This is a genomic window from Kitasatospora sp. NPDC008115 (assembly GCF_042957205.1).
Lineage (GTDB): Bacteria > Actinomycetota > Actinomycetes > Streptomycetales > Streptomycetaceae > Kitasatospora.
On sequence record NZ_JBIBHU010000056.1, the window covers coordinates 1 to 16,437 of the forward strand.

Genomic DNA, 16,437 nt, shown 5'->3' on the forward strand with positions numbered 1-16,437 from the left:
GTGCGGTCGTCCTGCTCGGCGGAGGTCTTCCAGCCGGCCATGACATAGTCGACGACGGCCTCGTCGTTGCCGGCGAGGGCGTACTCGGCGGCGGCCTTGCTCCAGGGGCCGCGCACCTTCAGGGCGGCGAGGGCCATCTTCCGCCCGGAGGTGACGACGGTCAGCGGGTCCGTGCCGGGTTGTGATGCCAGCTGGGCCAGGCGCACGGACTCCTGGTCCAGGCGCAGGGCCTCGGCCTTGGCCTCGTCGGCCGAGCGGCGGCTCTGCTCGTAGGCGACGCCCAGGTCCTGGGCGCGGGCGGTGCCGGCGTTCTTGCGCACGGTGCGCTCCTCCGCCTCGCCGGCGAGGGCGCCCTGGTGAATCTGGCCGGCCTTGGCAACGGCGGCGCTCGCCGCGTCGGCGGCCTGCCGGGCACTCTCGGCGTGGGCGGCGGCCTGCTGGGCGGCGTTGGTGGCCCCGCCCGCGTGGACCGCGGAGTTGCGGGCCGACTCGGCGGCGCGCCCGGCGCGGGCGGAGGCGGACTCGGCGGCCTGGCGTGCCTCCTCCGCGTAGCCGGCCGACTGGCGGGCGAGGGCTGCGGCAGCGGTGGCGGAGCGACCGGCCTCGGTGGCGTCGCGACGTGCGGCGGCGGCGGCCTGCTTGGCCTTGGCGGAGGAGGCTCCGGCCTGTCCGGCATACGTGCCGGCCTGGTCGGCCGCGGCGGCGGCGGCGGTCACGTTGGCCGTCGCGGAGGAGGCGGCCTCCGCAGCCACGGCGGCCTCGATTGCGGCCTTGCCGGCCCGGTCGGCGGCCTTGGCCGCGTAGCCGGAGAGCCTGGCCGCGGTCTCGGCACCCTTGGCGGCGTCCTCGTCGACCTTGGCCGCTGCCGCGGAGTTCAGCGCGCGGGTGGTCGCCCGGGCGGCGCCGACCGCAGCAGCGGCGGCCTGCGAGGCGGCGGCCGCGGCGACCCTGGAGGAGTTGTTGGCGCGCGTCGCGGCGGCGGTGGCGGCCTGGGCGGCCTCGCCGGCGCGCTTGCCCGCCTCGGCGGCGCGGTCGGCCGCGGCCGCGGCGCGCGCGGCGTCGCCCTGGGCGAGGCGCGTCTCCTCCGCGGCCTGGTCGGCGGCCTGCTTGGCCAGCGCGGCGGCGGCGACCGCCCGCTGGGAGGCGTCCACGGCGGCGTCCTTCTCACGCACCGCCTGGTCGCCGGCCGCCTCCGCCTGCTTCACCAGCTCCTCGACGGAGGCGTGCTCCTGGTCGCGGGCGCGGGCGATGTGCTGGCCGACCTCCAGGAAGTCGCGGACCTCCTCCAGGCTCCCCTCGAAGGCCACCAGCGCCGCCTGCCGGGTGGCGGGGCCACCACTCTCGGCGATCTGCGAGACCCGCACGCGGTCGTCGCTCTCGCGCAGGGTGTACTGGTTCTCGTTGAGGAAGGCCCGGATCTCGGCGACGGGCTTGCCGGTCAGCGCGAGGGCGGCGGCCTTGGTGCGCGGCCCGCCGGTCTCGGCGATCTGGGACACCAGGACGCGCTGGTCCTGCTCCAGAGGGGCCTTCCAGCCCTCCTTGACGAAGGCCTCCACGTCCTGGTCGCTGCCTGCGAGCGCGCTCTGGGCGGCGGCCCGAAGGCGTGGGCCCGCCGCAGTGAGGATCTCCAGAGCGGCCTGACGGTTGTCCTTGACACCGGCGCGGGCGGACTCACCGCCCGGATCCGCGGCGGTGCCGAGGAACAGCCGCACCTGGTCGTCCCCGCCGACCAGGGCGGTCTCGGCGGCCGCCTTGACGGACGGTCCGCCGTCCTTCCACTCCTGCAGCACCCGCCCGCGGTCGCTCAGCTGCGGCACCACCGGGGGCGGGACCTCGTCCGCCGCGACCGGGTTCGCCGAGACCAGCGAAGCCAGCAGTGCCACCGGCAGCACGGCGCGGCCTAGCAACCCGAACCCGGACCCCCTCCCTCGCGACCTCGCCCTTCCTATTCGAAAACGCACGACAACCCCTTTCGGAGGAATAGAAAGCAAACAGGAATAGGCGATCCCTGGAGAAGGAACCGCCGCGAACGTCGCCACCGAACCGGACAGAACGTCACAACAGCGCGCAAGAAGGTCGATCAATTGCGCGGACATCCGTTCGACGGCGGAGCGATCTTACATTACGATGCGTCAATTGACGACAGCAGACGACGTCGTAACGGAAAATCAGATGCTCTAGTGCGCTTCTGATTAATGACAGTTCGAGTCCGTTTTTCCGGATAAATCTGAAAGGACCACCTCATGAAGTCCCGTGCACGCTCGCACGGTCTGTCCGCGGCCTCGGCCGCGGCCGCCCTCGTCCTGGCCGCCGTGAGCGGCTGGACGGCGGCGCCGACCGCATCCGCCGACACCCCGCCCCCTGTCGAGGTCGCCCCGGCCGCAATCGAGACCTTCGCCTACCCCGACGCCGCCCGCATCCTCACCGACCGCGGCATCACCCTCACCCGAGGCGACGGCGGCATCACCCTCACCGACTGCGCCAACGGGAACTACCAGATCAAGCTGGGCGCCGTGACCCCGGTTTCCTCGGACGGCGACACGGTCTGCTTCAACGCCCCCGGCGCCAGCGGCTACCTGGCCCTCACCATCCCGGACGCCTACCGCATCAACACCTACGGCCGCTCCATCCGGGCGAGCCTGACCACCAACCAGGGCCCGCTGGAGACCGTCGACGTCGCCGCCAACGCCACCAAGGGCATCGGCGAATCGCTCGACCCCACCAGCAGCGCCGTCGTCCTCGAACTGCGCGTCACCGGTAGCAGCGTCTCCCTGCCGGCCCCTCAGCCCACCGACCCCGCGCTCGCCTTCGCCGCCAAGCTCGACATCGGCCCCGGCAACCGCGCCTGCACCGCCACCCTCGTCGACCGGTACTGGGCTCTGACCGCGGCCAGCTGCTTCACCGACAACCCCGCCTCCCTCCAGGAAGGCCCGGCACCCGAATACACGACCGTCACGGTGGGGCGCACCGACCTCACCAACACCGGCGTCGGCACCGCCACCAGCGTCGTCCGGATCGTCCCGCGGGCGGACCGCGACCTCGTCATGGTCCGCCTCGCCAACCCCGCCGACGGCGTCACCCCTGCCGTCCTCGCCACCACGCCTCCCGCCGCCGGCGAGAGCCTGAGCGTCCCCGGCTACGGCCGCACCGCCACCGCCTGGATACCCTCCAAGCTCCACACCACCACCCACACCGCCACGGCCGTCGCCGCCACCGGCCTTGACACCGCTCCCGCCGCCGGCGCGGCCCCCCTGTGCCACGGCGACGCCGGTGCTCCTCTGCTGGCGGCCAGGAACGGTTCAATCCAGGTCCTCGGCATCGCCTCGCGCTCCTGGGCGGGCGGCTGCCTCGGCGCCCCCGCCGCGGAGACCCGCACCAGCGCGGCCAGCTCCCGCGTCGACGACGTCCGCACCTGGGTCAACGGCCTGCGCGCGAGCACGGCGGACGTCCAGCCGGGCACCCACGTCCAGATCATCGGCTCCGACAAGGCCCTGTACGACGCGGTCGCCGACTACACGATCCCCGCCTGGACGCGCAACTGGACTCCGCTGGGCAACAGCCAGCTGATCGCGGTCGACAGCGTGGCCATCGGCAACACCCTCCACATGTACGCCGTCGGCACCGACGGACGCGTCCACGGACGCGACGGCACAGTCGGCGGCAGCTGGGGCGGCTGGAGCGAGGTCCCCGGCGGCGCCGTCGGCGTCAAGGACATCTCCGCCACCACCCGGGGCAACAACCTCGTCGACCTCATGATCATCGGATCGGACGGGTCGCTGTACAGCACCACCGCCAACTACAACACCAGCCAGTGGAACCCGACCTGGGACAAGATCGGGACCAACAAGCTGAAGTCCCTCACCAGCGCCTACTACAACAACGCCACCCACATCTTCGCCATTAACGAGGACGACAAGGTCTACACCCGCGCCGCCATCTACGGCGTCGGCTGGACTGAATTCGTCGCGCTGCCCGGCAGCCTGCCCAACGCCAGGTCCATCACCGCAGCCACCCACGGCGCCACCATCGACGTGCAGATCAGCACCGACAACGCCTTCTACAGCACCAGCGGCCACTACGACACCGGCCAGTGGGACCCGCAGTGGACGAAGATGAGCGACAACACCTTCACGGCCCTCACCAGCACCGTCTACAACAACGTCGTCCACGTCTACGGCGTCAACGCGGAGGACAACAAGGTCTACGGCATCGACGCCGACTACAACCTCGGCCGCTGGAGCGACAGGTGGACGGAGGTCCCCGGCGGCGCCTCCGGCGTCAAGAAGATCACCGCCACCAGTACCGGCTGACCAACCGTGTGACCGATCGAGACCCAGCAGCCACCAGGCGGTTTCTAACGATCGCTGCGACACGTGGCCGGCTGCCTACGCCGCGAGGAGTTTAGTCAGACGCTCGGCTGGGATCTTCCCAGCCGAGCGTCTTGCGTGGGCGGCGGTTGAGCTGGTCATCATCAACAAGGACGACGCCGACACCACCTCGACGGCCTGCGTCTCAACCGCAAGGGAGCCCTGCTCATCGCCACCCCGGGACCTTCGATGTCCTGGAGGACGCGACCACGATGGCCCCAGGGCCACCTGCCGTCATCGGCGAGGCCGCCCCGGGCCCGCCACGGGCCGGCGGCGGGGCGCGGCCACGACCCGGCCAAGGCACCGGTCGGTGTGCCAGATCTCGCTGAGGCTCCGGTCCCGCTCGACGGCGGTGATGCGGATGTTCTCGCGGGCCGGTCCGGCGTAGCAGTCCTCGCACTCGCGGTATCGGCGGGTGGGGCGATCGGTGTGGGCGTCGGTCACAGGGCACCGGTTCCTTCCTGCGCGGCGGGCCGGCGGTGGGGCCCCGGCCCGGAAGCGCCCATCCAACGCCCGCCGAGCAGCAAGGTCAACACCTTTCACCAGGAACATGCCGTCACAGGCGGCTACGCCGCACGACGGGCCGGGCGGGTGGGCCCGACTCGGTTCCGCGCAGCGCGAGGGCCGCGGTGCGGGTGCGCTCCAGCCAGCTCACGACTTGGCGCAGCGTGGCGGCATCGAGGGTGCGGGTGAGGTGGCGGACGGCCTGGTGGTCGTCGTCGGTCAGGTGGTGGAGGCCGACGCGGTCGAGGGGTAGAGGGACTGGGCGACCGTGCCAGCGAGGCGGCGGTGGGCGGTGTCGGCGCTCTGGCGGGCCTGGTGGGCGGCCTCGCAGGCGCATTCGGCGACGTCGCGGCGGTGGCGTTCACGGCGTAGCGCGTGCTGGAAGGCGGTGTCGTGGTCGGGTCGTAGCGCTCGGCGCGGGTTTCGGCGGTGTGGTCGTGCAGGCGCTGCCACTCGGCGAGGGTGTCGGCCGCGGTGGCGTAGGCGGTCTCGTCTCCGGCGTCGGCGTGCCGGTCGGCGGTGCGCTCGTCGACGCGGGCCTGGTGCAGGGCCTGTTGGATGGTCTCCAGGGTCATCCCGGCCGCCCGGCAGCGAACCCAGTAGGGAACGTCGCCGAGCAGGGCGGCCTCCCGGCCGTCGCGCTCGTCCTCGACATCGCCGTGGGCGGTGCCGGTCGGCGGGGTGCTGGGCGAGGGCGGTGTGCAGGGTCGATCCGGCCTGCCACGCCTCGGCGTGCACAACCGGCTCCGGCACTGCGCTGCCCGGGCGGGCGCCGAGGACGATCCGGCCCTCCACCAGGGCCACCCAGCCGTCCAGGCCGTCGACGTCGCGCTCCACCCAGCCGCGCGCGAGGCCGGCGCCCTGGTGGAGGGTGCGGATGCCGTCGTGGCCGGGCCAACACAGCCACATCGAGCCACGCACCAGCGGGGAGTCGAGGACCGGACGGCCCAGATCCCGCTCAACGGGCTCGGGCCGGCTCCTGCACAAGGCCAGCTCCAACCGGCCGGGCACGGCGGCGGGGCTGGGGTCGGGGCGAGTGGTGTCGGTCATCGCGCGGTGCCTTCCGGACGTCGGGAACGAGGTGCGGACGGCCATCCCGGCCCGAGGGGGCGCCGGGACGACCGGGTGTGCGGGGAGGGTCAGCCCGTGACGGTCTCGGCGTGCCGGGTGAGCGCGTCCAGGAGCGCGGTCTGCTGCTCGGTCAGCTTCCCCTCGGCACGGGCCTTGTCCTGCTTGCGCAGCCACGCGCCGGGGCTGAAAGCCGCGTCGTCGCCGAGGCCGGTGCGGTTCGCCGGGGGGCGCGTTGCGCACGGCGGCCACCGCGTTGGCCCAGTACCGGTGATAGGTGACCAGTTGCTGGGCGGGCCGCCCGGTTCGCGCTGTGCGCGGAACGGCCGTGGACCGCCCCCGAACCGGACCGGACACCTGTGGACCCTGGCGTCCCTCCTCCCCGACCGGGTCGACGAGTCGTACAGGCTCTTCCCGACCTACGAGGACGGCCGGACCGCAATGGTCCGCGCCGTCATCGGCCACCAGCGGCTGGCCCGCCCCGTCTACCGTGGACCTCCCCCGACGGGAGCGCCGTCGTCAGCGCCGCGCCTACGACGAGGACGCGCCCACCTGCGAGGTGGCCGCCGTCCTCGGCGCCGGGCCCGCCGTCCTGCTGACCGTCCGGGACGCGGAGGAGGCCCGTGCGGAGGCGGCCGCACTGCTCGTCCGCCACTTCGTGCAGGTATCCGAAGACCTCGACGTGTCCGCGCTCAGCACCGAGGAGTACATCGCCCACGAGGCCCTGCACCACCGCGTCCTCCAGGACGCCCTCGGCGCCTGCCACGCAGGCCTCGGCGACGCCATCCGGGCCGCCGACGCACAGGGCCTCTACGGCCGCGGCCGGCCGGTGTCGTGGATCGAGCTCGCCACCAGCCTCGACCTGAACCGCGACACCGTGGGCGAGATCCGCGCCGGCAAGGCCTGGCAGGGCGCCGCGACGAAGACGAACTAGGCTGCGTCCCGGCGGACGGGACGCCGCACTGGACGGCACTGGCGGCACGGGCCCGACCCCCCACTGAAGGGGAGCCGGGCCCGTGGTCTGTCCAGCCGGTGAGGCCGGGCGTCAGCTGCCGGCCCTGGGGCTGATGAAGCCTCAGCTCACCGCCCTGAGGGGTCGGGGCGGCGCAGCAGAACGCGGCGGAGCAGGCTCTCGCCGAGGATGTCGTCCTCGTACTGGTCGACCACCCACGCGCCGCCCTCTTCGACCAGGCGCAGCGCGCGGCGGGCGGGCTCCTCGGACGTGCCGGCGGTGAAGGTGATGTATACCCCGTAGCCGGCGGGGTGGCTGTCGGGGCCTTGGGGGATCCGTATGACGGCGCCGGCGGTGGCAGGCCCGGTGCCGCCCGGGGTTGCCGCGGGGGGCGGTGTGGCGGCGTGGGCGGTGACGCAGTCGGTGGTGCTGCCGCCGCGCAGGCTGGCCGAGCTGAGCGCGCAGGCGGCCTGCCAGTCGCCGTCGTTGGCCGCGTCCTGATAGGTCCGGGCGACGGCGGCCAGGGCGGCCTGGGTGGCCGTGGGGATCGGGGTCGGCATGGGGATGGGCGCGGGGTTCTTGTCGGTGCCGGTCGAGGCACAGCCGGCCGCGGCGAGCAGGGCGGCGGTGAGGGTGAGGGCCCGGGCGGTGTGCTTCATCAGCAGGTGGTCGCCTTCTGCATCCGCGTGCCGTCCTCGCCGGCGGCGCGCTGGTCGTCGCTGAACGGTTCCTCGGTGGCCGGGTACGGCCGTGGGCGAGGTGTCGAGGTACTGCAGCAGCTCGAACGGTGAGACGTCGAACGACACAGTAGCGCTGCCGAGGTGGCGGCGGTGACCGGATCACGTTCGGTCTCCAGGCGCCGCAGAAGCGGATCCGCGACGGTGCCGGCTTCCTCCGGGAACCACCCGAGAAGATAGGCGCAGCGGCTGCGGACCTCCGGATCCGGGTCGTCCAGCAGGGGTATCAGAAGGGGCAGCTGGGCTCGGACCGCGTCGTAGGAGCGCAGTGCGCCCTCGCGGGCGTCGATGGGGTGGCCCGCCGCGCAGTACTCCCGGCCCTCGCGGAGATTCTTCAGCCGGGCCTCGTCCGTCTCCGCGGCGATCTGCTCGTCGTACCAGCGCAGGCTCTCTTCCGGACTGATGGCCGTGGCGTGCCAGGCGGCGGTGTCGATGCCCAGCGGCAGGTCGTAGGTGTCGTGCCAGTCGACGGCCAGCCGCAGCAGCAGCATCAGTGCCTCGGTCCGGGCGCCGGCCGGACCGGCGGCGGCGATCCGCGCAAGGAACGGCACCGCGGACGGGGAGGACGAGTAGCTGCTCCCCTGGTGGCAGATGCTGCCGAAGAGACTTCGAAGGCCCGCTCCCTGGCCTTCCCGTCTTCCCCGCACGCGGCCCGCAGTTCGCCCGGCACGTCCTCGGCGCTCCCGAAGGCGTGCCCCCAGAGCAGCCCAGTCGATGTCGTCCGGCCCAGCCAGCAGGTCGTCAGATCCATTCATGATCCACACACTCGCACGCACCGCCGACACCGAGCCTGGCAGACGAGCGGCCAGCGACGGCCGGGCCGTCAAGATCACCTGTCAATCGGTCAGGACCACCTGTCGGAGGACAGCTGGTTGACCTCTGACAGGCAACCTTGACCGATTGACAGGTGATCTTGACGAGTCAATCGCGTCCGGCAGGAGGTTCTGTGCCCTGGTCCCGAACGAGTACTTCGAGTGCTGCCACGCGGGTCCGCAGTTCCTCCAGCTCTTGGTCCAGGCGCGGCGAGACGAAACCGAACCGGGACTTCCGGGGTGCCCCGGGCAACGGCTCTCCTCCTGGACGGTGGACGAGGCCGAGGTGGGCCACCAGGCGTCTGAACGGCGAAGGAGCAGCAGTGTTGGTCATCAGGGCAAAGTACAAGGAGTCGTTCGGGGCAGCTGCGGCAGGTAGCCGATCAACGTCACCTACGGCATGGCTACGAGTCAAGATCACCTGTCAGCGGCAGTCGCCGAGCGGCTGCTCGCCGTATGGGCGGGCCGAATCCGCTCACCATCTCGCAACGTCGGGACGGACCCTGGGCAGAGCCCAAGGCTCTACTGCGCCCGTGACCAGGTCAGCAAGGAATTGAACGGCTCCGCCGGTGTAGTGCCACCAGGCGGAGCTCCGCGAGGCGACCGTGACCGTCCACTCCTGCGGCCCGGCAGGATTGGTGGCCCACAGGAAGAGGTCGCCCTGGTTCGAGCCGGCCCAGGGAAGCAGCCCGCCCGCAGCGGGGAAGGGCCGGACCGGCACGGTCAGGTCCGCCTCCGAGCACCACTCCTCCACGTCCTCCAGCGTTTCGCGCAGGCCCTGCACCCAAGTCTGCTCGCCACCCCGTTCCGGACCACCGAAACCCAGGAAGTCCCCCAGACCGAAGGTCGGGTAGAACTCGCGAAGAAGCTTGAAGTCCTCCGGCAGGGCAGTGCCCAGACCGGCCTCCACGAGCCGCCAGTCGACGTTCCTGGGCTCTGGTAGACGCAGCGACACCAGGCCCGGAACCGCACTCTCCAACGCGGCGACCGCCTCCGCAGGATCGGCCAGTCGGTGAATCGGAGCCTGCGTACCAGCAAAGTCATCCATGCGAGCAGGGTGTCAGGCCAGCAACCGGCAACCGCACTGCCCCCACCCGCCAGTGGTCGAGATCGCTTGGCAATCGGTCAAGGTCGCCTGTCAGAGGACAGGTGACCCGTCTCAACGAAGTTTGGCGAGTCTCAACGAAGTTTGACCGCCCTTCCGCGGGCTGGCCCGAAATCCCCATGCTCTCCCACCGTGTCATCTGCCGTCCTCGGGCGCGTGCCAGCCCGTAACCGCCGCCTGCCGCGTCATCTGTCGTGGCCGCTCACCTCGACGGACATCAGCTCCGCCCTTGGCGAGACGCCGTCCAACACCCTTCAGCTCAGCTTCGCCGACCTCCGCGGGACGGACGGGGCTCTCCTCAAGGCCAGGTGGGTACCACCGACCGGCTCGAAGTACGGCACCGGCCTGCCTCCCGACTGGTGGTCGAGCGTCTGGATCACCGTCGCCCCTGTCCCGGGCGGCGAGCGGGCCACCACCCGCCAGATCCTGCGCGAGCAGGCACTCCCCGAACTCCGACAGTGGATCGACAACGCCCGCCACGGATCGCAAGCATGGGCGCTGAGCAGGCACAGCATCTCCTGGCAGCTCGTCGGCCAATCCCTCAACCTCAGCCACGACCACCAGCCGTACCGCCCGGTCAAACTTCACTGAGACAACCCGCTACCCGTCAAGGTTCGCTGAGACTTGCCAAACTTCGTTGAGACGGGTCAAAGGTGACCTTGACCGATTGACAGGTGAGTTTGACCGCCTGCTCACACCCGGGCCTGAAGTAGCCAGCCCGGCCAGAGCGATCCGTCCGACCGCAACTCCTCGAATTCCAGAGTCGTGGTGAAACCCAGCTCCTCGTACTCACGCACCATGCGGCCGTCCTCGCCGGCCCAGCAGTGCGTCCGAAGCAACCGTGCACCACGACGGGCGGCCTCGGCTCGGGCATCCGCGACCAGGGCCGCCATGCTGAACTGCCGGAACCTCACCCTGGCCACCAGGAAGTGCAGGTAGAGCTCGGGTTGGTTCCTCGACCGGGGGAACGAACTCCGGGGCCTCATAGGTCAGCACGGAGCCGCCCGTGATGCGGGAAATCAGGTCCCGGCAGATCCGCATCTGCCCGGCCCTGACGTGGCGCAGCACCTGCTTGACGATCGGCGGGGGTTCCTCCCACTCCAGCGTTTCGAGCAGGTTGACGTACTGCACCGGGACCAGCCACGAACTGTGGCCGTGGAACATCGCCAGGAAATCCCGCACCGCGTCAGGACCGCCCTCGGCGACGTCCATGTCGCTCCACTCCGGCCACTCTTTCCGCTCGATCATCGTGCCCTTCCCCGAGAACCAAGCTCCAACTGACCGGTGATCACCCTATGCCCGCGCAGCAACCCCACCGCCGGTCAAGGTCGCTTGTCAGAGGTCACGAAAGCCGGCGGCCGGGTGTCCCAGCCTTGTCCAGGTCCAGACGCAGGACCGCGTGACCTGGGGTTTTAGGGCGGGACCATCCCTGACGAATCGGGCATACCAGACATGCTGGGACAGGGGCGTCTCAGCCTTGTCCCAGGCCGACGGCGGCGCGGTACCCGCCGGTGATGGCCCGGATTGTGCGTCTCGGGTCCGGCGGGCCCCAGCAGCAGCGTAGCGGGCGCGGCCTGGCGGCCCTGCTCTACGGTGCAGGGTGCGGTGGGTCTTCGGGGACGACGGCGGCGATCCGTACAGTCGGCGGCCAGGGCGGGGCGGGGGCGTGCACGACGTTGAGCACGGGCCGGCCTTCGGCCCGGTTGCCCTCGATCCGGGTGGAGTACAGCTCGACCTGCTGGCCGACGAACGCGACCGCATCCGCGCTGCCATGCAGCGCATCCTCACCGGCACCCCGAGCGCTCCAGCGGCGCCCTCACCATCGTCGCCCTCGCCATCGAAGCCGACGTCCCCCGTGGTGCCCTGACCCAGCGCCACCTTGATCTGAAGAACGAGTTCTACGAGCACGTCAGGACCCGCGGCGGAACCCCAGACATCGAGACCCGCCTCCGAAAGAAGATCGTCGACCTCAAGACGGCCATTGCGAACAAGAACGCCGAACTCGCCCAGGCCAGGGCCGATGTCCAGGGCTTCCTCTCCGAGAACACCAGGCTCACCCTGGAGAACCAGGAGATGCGCGACGTGCTCAGCGGCAACGCGACCAATGTCATCCCCCTACGACCCGCACCACACCGCTGACAAGTGCGGGGGGATGATGGCCTGCACAGGTCATGGTGCCGGCGATTTCATATGGGGGATGCGACGGTGATCGAGGTAGAGCGCCACGGGGCATTCAATGTCAACTGTGTTGGGCTGGAACGTCTGCCGTTCCCGTTGAGTTTCAGCCTTCGGGAGGCCGACGGCTCGTGGATGGTCAGCGCGGCGGCCGCCCGCGCCGGAGAGTTGATCGATGTGCTGACCCGCACGGCGAACGACACTGTCGTCGTCGTGAACCTGGCGACGAACAGTTTCCTGAACGAGGACTACCAACAGTGGCGGCCGTCTCTGATCGCCGCGGAGCAAGGGGTCGACTGCACCGTCCACCCGGTCGGGGCATGGGCCTCTGACTCCACCGAGCTCAGCGAGGAGTTCCTGGTGATGCACCGGGACAGCCTGCCCCGATTCCTGAGCAGCGACTGGTCGCCCTACGAGCTGTCGCTGGTCGACGTTCCGGCGGGGGCGACCCCTGAGCAGCTTGATGAGCTCGCTCTGGTCATCGGCACGGCCACTGGCGACGAACCGGTCCTGCCTCGCGTCGATGGCTCGCGTTTCTGGTTCTCCGGGCACGACGACTGCTACCTGGCGATCGAATCGACGGATCCGACCATGCCCGCGTCGGTCCTCGGCCGACTCCTGGCCTTGCTGGCCGGCTCCGCTCTGATCGGTGCCGATGGAGCCTCATCAGTGAGGGTCCCGGAGCTCGACGGTGCCCTGCCGGAGCAGCTGATTCGTGAGAGTCCGCACTGGATCGGAGCCGTCGGGACCGCATCCGGGACCACGGTGACCGTCAAGTTGTCGGCCCTATCGCAGCGGTGGCGTCTCGGCCAGGAACCGCCGGAGCGGGCCGACCATGTGGCGACGCTCGACCTGGACCGCGGCGTGTGGCATCTCGCCCCCGCCGAGTCATAGGGGCAAGGGTGCGCCTTCAGCCTCGCCAGTGACGTCGGGCGACGATACGAAGCACTGGCCGAGTCGGCTCAATGGCTCCCAGGACCTCAAAATCTCAACATGCAGACTTGACAGGGAAGCCCAGGTCGCGCCGTCCACGGCACGGCCGGTGCGCCGACGGGCCGCAAGGGGGGCCGGCCACGGCCCTGACGGCGGATCCGGCGGCGCAGGGCAGGGCAGCGAAGGATGGTCCAGTGCATCCGGGCGCCGGCCAGGGTGCGGTAGCGGAGCGCGCCGCGGCCAACCACCCCGGCCCGGGTCGACCGCAACGACGTCGCGGTTGCCGTCCGGTCTTGGGCCGACGGCAGGACAGACGGCGCACGTACCGGGGTGGGGAGAGTGAGGGGAGGAACGCCGTGGGGCCAGCACCAACCTGCGCTGGCCCCGATGTCGTTCTACGGCTCGGGGTGCGGCGGGTCTTCGGGAACGGCGGCGGCGATCCGCACGGTCGGCGGCCAAGGCGGGGCGGGGGCGTAGGCGTAGGCGTGTACGACGTTGAGCGCGGGCCGGCCTTCGGCCCGGTCGCCCTCGATCCGGGTGGAGTACAGCTCGACCTGCTGGCCGCCCTCGGTGACGGTGCGGATCGGGCGTCCGAGCCGCGGGCGCGTTCGAGTTCGGCGCGCAGCGCCTCAAGGGCATGGTCGGCGCCGAGCTCCTTGGCGCGCTGGGCGGCGCGGTCGGTGACCACGGCGACCGCCGGGTGGTCCGGCTGCCGGTGCTGGTCGATCACTCGGCGCCCTGCCGCGCCAGCAGGTCAGCGACGGCCTCGTCGACGGCGTCGGAGGTCTGCGGGTCGGCGGCGAGCAGCACGAGGCCGCGGTAGGCGGCAACGATTCAGGGCGAGTACTTCTTCTCCCCGCGCCCTTCGGACATCGCGGCCGACCCGGAAGCCTTCCGCCTCTGGAAGTACCACCGCAGATTCACCTGCACCTGGCTCCGACAGACGGACGACCACCCCCACTATCGCGAGCTGAAGGTGCTACTCGACGACCACGCCGACCAACTCGCCACTGCCATCGACGAGTGACGCAAGAAATGCAGCGCAGCTGACCGACCATCAGCTATACCTTCGGACGCATGGCTGACGAGATCTTCGCGCACCCTCGGCTTGCAGCAATCTACGACCCGCTCGATCCAGATCGCAGCGACCTTCATGCCTACCTGGACCTCGCTCAGCAACTCGATGCCAGACGAGTGCTGGACATCGGCTGCGGCACCGGCGTCTTCGCACTTCTGTTGGCCGACCGCGGAATCGAGGTCGTCGGAGTCGATCCCGCCCGCGCGTCCATCGAGGTGGCCAAGAGCAAGCCGCGCAGCGAGCGGGTCCGCTGGATCTGCGGTGACGCAACGACCCTGCCCCCGCTGCAGGTCGACCTCGTCACCATGACCGCGAACGTCGCCCAGGCCATCGTCGCTCCTGACGCGTGGCAGCGCACGCTCAAGGGGGCTTACAAAGCCCTGCGACCCGGCGGGCATCTGGTGTTCGAGACCCGAGACCCGACCAAGCGCGCCTGGGAGACGTGGAACCGCACGGCCTCGCACAGGGTCACGGGGATCCCGGGCGTCGGCGCCGTCGAGAACTGGGTCGAGCTGGTAGAAGTGAGCGGACCCCTGGTGACGTTCCGCTGGCACTACATCTTCGCCACGGACGAGCAGCGCTTCACCTCCGATTCAACCCTGAGGTTCCGGGAACGTCAGGACATCGAGGTGGACCTGAGCGCACAGGGATTCGTACTGCACGAGGTCCGGGACGCACCCGACCGCCCGGGCAAGGAGTTCGTCTTCGTCGCTCAACGGCCCTCCTGATTCTCACGACACCACACGCTCAACTCGCCAACAACCGCTCAACCGCTCAACCGCTCAACCGCTCAACCGCTCAACCGCTCAACCGCCAAGTGAAGCGCTCAGTCACAGTGTGACTGAGCGCTTCACTTGGCGAGTTGAGCGTTGGCCGGGCAGGGCATCGAAGAGGCAGCTTGCTGCCGCTTCGTTCTGTCTCGGGTTCTCGTCCTCACGTACGTTTCCCGCTGGTGTGGTGTCGTCGAGTTCGCGGCGACGCCAGACGGGCGACTGCCTGTCGGGCGGCCTCGCGGTGGTCCGAGCGGGGTGCCGGTACGCGAGGGCCGGCCAGGTCGCGGCCAGTGAGCGACTTGGCTCCGACCGCAGTCCAGTCTGCGCGGCACACCACCGCGACGTGTCCTTCCACGTGGGCCTTGCTGTCTTTCCAATCGTCGGGCGGCGCCATCAGGACACGAAGGTCCTGGTCGTTCAGCCACTCCAGTGCGAGGACCTGGCGGCCAAAATCGTGCTCGATGAGCGACAGGGCGGTCCCAGTCTCCAGGCGGATGAGCAGGAGCTCCCCCTCGAAGAGGTAGCCGCCGTCGTACTCGCCGGATCCCACGGCGAGCAGGGGACGGGTCGGATGGAAGGCCATCGCGTTCACGGGATACTGCGAGCTCAGGAGCCAGCGGCGACGGGCGCGGTCGGTGACATGGAAGACACCGACCGTCTTCGCCTCGTCGTACTCGTGAGCACCGGCCACGGCAACCAGGCTTCGCCGCTTGTCGGCAACGGCCAGGACTGGATCGCCGACCTCGGCGACGGGGTCACCGGAGCCGTCGCGGTCGGCGGGAAGCGGAGTCATGCCGAGGATCTTCGCAAGGATCCGAGCGAAGTGGGTAGCCGAGCCCTCCTTGCTGCCTCCTATGCTCAGCTCGCCAATTCAACGGCTCATTCGCCAACTGAAGCGCTCAGTCACACATTCGGCGACACGAGGGGTGCCGGGGGCGGTCTACAGCTCCAGATCCATCCAGTTGATGCTGTTCAGCTCGACGTCGAGGCCGCGGGCGCGGCCTCCCCGGGCCTGGAAGTAGTGGTCGCGCAGCGCGTCGGCGAGCAGCTTCTCCTGTTCGGCTTCGGTGGCGCCGGTGTCGCGGGCGGCGTAGAGGGCCTGGGCGACGCTGCCGGGCATCCGGAGGTTCTCCAGGAGCCGGTCGCGGGGGTCGTCGGTGGAGCCGCCGGCCGCGCTGAAGCCGGGGTGGCGGCGAGGTGGAGCGTGAAGCCGTTCTTCTCGGCGTCGCGGCGGACCCGGTTCTTCACCCTGGGCTGCCAGGCGGTACGCACGGCCTGCTCGGCCTTGTCCGCGTTCGCCTTGGCCATCGGAATGTCGCCCTTCAGCTCCCCCTCGGCGACGGCCTTGAGCGCGTGCACCCAGCACTGCGCGGTGCGCACCGAGACACCGACCGCCTGGGCCAGCCGGGCGGTGCCCTCTTTGGTGCCTCGGTCGCCGGGCCTGTTCAGGCCTGGGCAGAAGGCGAGGTGGGAAGGCCGGAGGGCCCCGCTCAGTGAGCGGGGCCCTGTCGGTCAGCTCTTGGGGACGCGGAGCTTGTCCCAGCTGCCCTTGCCGGGCCAGCCGTCGGCGTTCGTGCCGGTGTAGCCGAGCTTCTCCTGCCACTTCTTGTAGGAGAGGCGGTCGGACTCGGACCACTGCGGACCGGCCCCGAGCTCGTAGGCGCTGCATCCTTCGGCAATCAGGCGCAGCCCCATGGCCGTCACGATCGGGCTGCGCGGGTTGTTCTGGAACCAGGTGCCGCCGGGGAAGGGCTCGTACTGCAGGGTGCCCTGGCGGGGGACGCGCAGTTGGTCCCAGGTGGTGCGTCCGGGCCAGCCGTCGGCGTTGGTTCCGCTGTAGCCGAGCTTCTCCTGCCAGGCCTGGTAGGAGGCCTGGTCGGTCTGCGACCACTGCGGCCCCGGACCGCTCGTGTACTTGCCACAGCCCTCCGCG

At 70.6% G+C, this 16,437-nt stretch carries 13 protein-coding genes; 5 read left to right on the forward strand and 8 right to left on the reverse strand.

All coding sequences use genetic code 11. The annotated features are described in order from the left end of the window. Nucleotides 1-1,883, reverse strand: a 1,883-nt coding sequence (locus tag ACFZBX_RS36220; RefSeq protein ID WP_391538067.1) for an ALF repeat-containing protein, incomplete at its 3' end; no start/stop codon positions are given. A gap of 360 nt (nt 1,884-2,243) precedes the next feature. Here ACFZBX_RS36220 and ACFZBX_RS36225 point away from each other — a divergent pair. After that, nucleotides 2,244-4,310 (forward strand): trypsin-like serine protease, encoded by a 2,067-nt coding sequence (locus ACFZBX_RS36225; RefSeq protein ID WP_391538068.1) that lies wholly within the window; start codon nt 2,244-2,246, stop codon nt 4,308-4,310. Nucleotides 4,311-6,429: 2,119 nt separating this feature from the next. Beyond that, the gene (locus ACFZBX_RS36230) at nt 6,430-6,873 is read left to right on the forward strand and encodes a hypothetical protein (protein ID WP_391538069.1); all 444 of its coding nucleotides are present in this window, start codon (nt 6,430-6,432) and stop codon (nt 6,871-6,873) included. A 146-nt stretch (nt 6,874-7,019) separates the two neighbouring features. Here ACFZBX_RS36230 and ACFZBX_RS36235 read toward each other — a convergent pair whose 3' ends face one another. The 3 genes from ACFZBX_RS36235 to ACFZBX_RS36245 all read right to left on the reverse strand — a co-directional run bounded on the left by ACFZBX_RS36235 (nt 7,020) and on the right by ACFZBX_RS36245 (nt 9,488). Next, a complete protein-coding gene (locus ACFZBX_RS36235; protein WP_391538070.1) occupies nt 7,020-7,550 on the reverse strand; it encodes a hypothetical protein in 531 nt (176 codons plus the stop codon). Beyond that, nucleotides 7,550-8,179 carry a HEAT repeat domain-containing protein gene (locus ACFZBX_RS36240; protein WP_391538071.1) on the reverse strand — a complete coding sequence of 210 codons (630 nt, stop codon included), beginning with the start codon at nt 8,177-8,179 and terminating at the stop codon, nt 7,550-7,552. Before ACFZBX_RS36240 ends, ACFZBX_RS36235 begins: the two co-directional genes overlap by 1 nt. A 736-nt stretch (nt 8,180-8,915) precedes the next feature. After that, nucleotides 8,916-9,488 (reverse strand): SMI1/KNR4 family protein, encoded by a 573-nt coding sequence (locus ACFZBX_RS36245; protein ID WP_391538072.1) that lies wholly within the window; start codon nt 9,486-9,488, stop codon nt 8,916-8,918. Nucleotides 9,489-9,701: 213 nt separating this feature from the next. Between ACFZBX_RS36245 and ACFZBX_RS36250 the strand changes: the two genes are divergently transcribed. Further along, nucleotides 9,702-10,136: a hypothetical protein gene (locus tag ACFZBX_RS36250; protein ID WP_391538073.1), complete on the forward strand. Its 435-nt coding sequence runs from the start codon at nt 9,702-9,704 to the stop codon at nt 10,134-10,136. A 198-nt stretch (nt 10,137-10,334) separates the two neighbouring features. On the opposite strand, the gene ACFZBX_RS36255 is transcribed toward ACFZBX_RS36250, so the two are convergent. Next, nucleotides 10,335-10,793: a hypothetical protein gene (locus tag ACFZBX_RS36255; protein WP_391538074.1), complete on the reverse strand. Its 459-nt coding sequence runs from the start codon at nt 10,791-10,793 to the stop codon at nt 10,335-10,337. Between the two features lie 957 nt (nt 10,794-11,750). On the opposite strand from ACFZBX_RS36255, the gene ACFZBX_RS36260 reads away from it, so the two are divergent. Further along, nucleotides 11,751-12,614 carry a hypothetical protein gene (locus tag ACFZBX_RS36260; protein ID WP_391538075.1) on the forward strand — a complete coding sequence of 288 codons (864 nt, stop codon included), beginning with the start codon at nt 11,751-11,753 and terminating at the stop codon, nt 12,612-12,614. Between the two features lie 1,116 nt (nt 12,615-13,730). Beyond that, nucleotides 13,731-14,459: a class I SAM-dependent methyltransferase gene (locus ACFZBX_RS36265; protein WP_391538076.1), complete on the forward strand. Its 729-nt coding sequence runs from the start codon at nt 13,731-13,733 to the stop codon at nt 14,457-14,459. A 205-nt stretch (nt 14,460-14,664) separates the two neighbouring features. Here ACFZBX_RS36265 and ACFZBX_RS36270 read toward each other — a convergent pair whose 3' ends face one another. From ACFZBX_RS36270 to ACFZBX_RS36280, 3 genes are all read right to left on the reverse strand, one after another. Beyond that, nucleotides 14,665-15,297 carry a hypothetical protein gene (locus ACFZBX_RS36270; protein WP_391538077.1) on the reverse strand — a complete coding sequence of 211 codons (633 nt, stop codon included), beginning with the start codon at nt 15,295-15,297 and terminating at the stop codon, nt 14,665-14,667. 147 nt (nt 15,298-15,444) lie between these two features. Beyond that, a complete protein-coding gene (locus ACFZBX_RS36275) occupies nt 15,445-15,624 on the reverse strand; it encodes a hypothetical protein (protein WP_391538078.1) in 180 nt (59 codons plus the stop codon). A 392-nt stretch (nt 15,625-16,016) separates the two neighbouring features. Then, nucleotides 16,017-16,437: peptidoglycan-binding protein (locus ACFZBX_RS36280; protein WP_391538079.1), on the reverse strand; the 421-nt coding region annotated here is incomplete at its 5' end.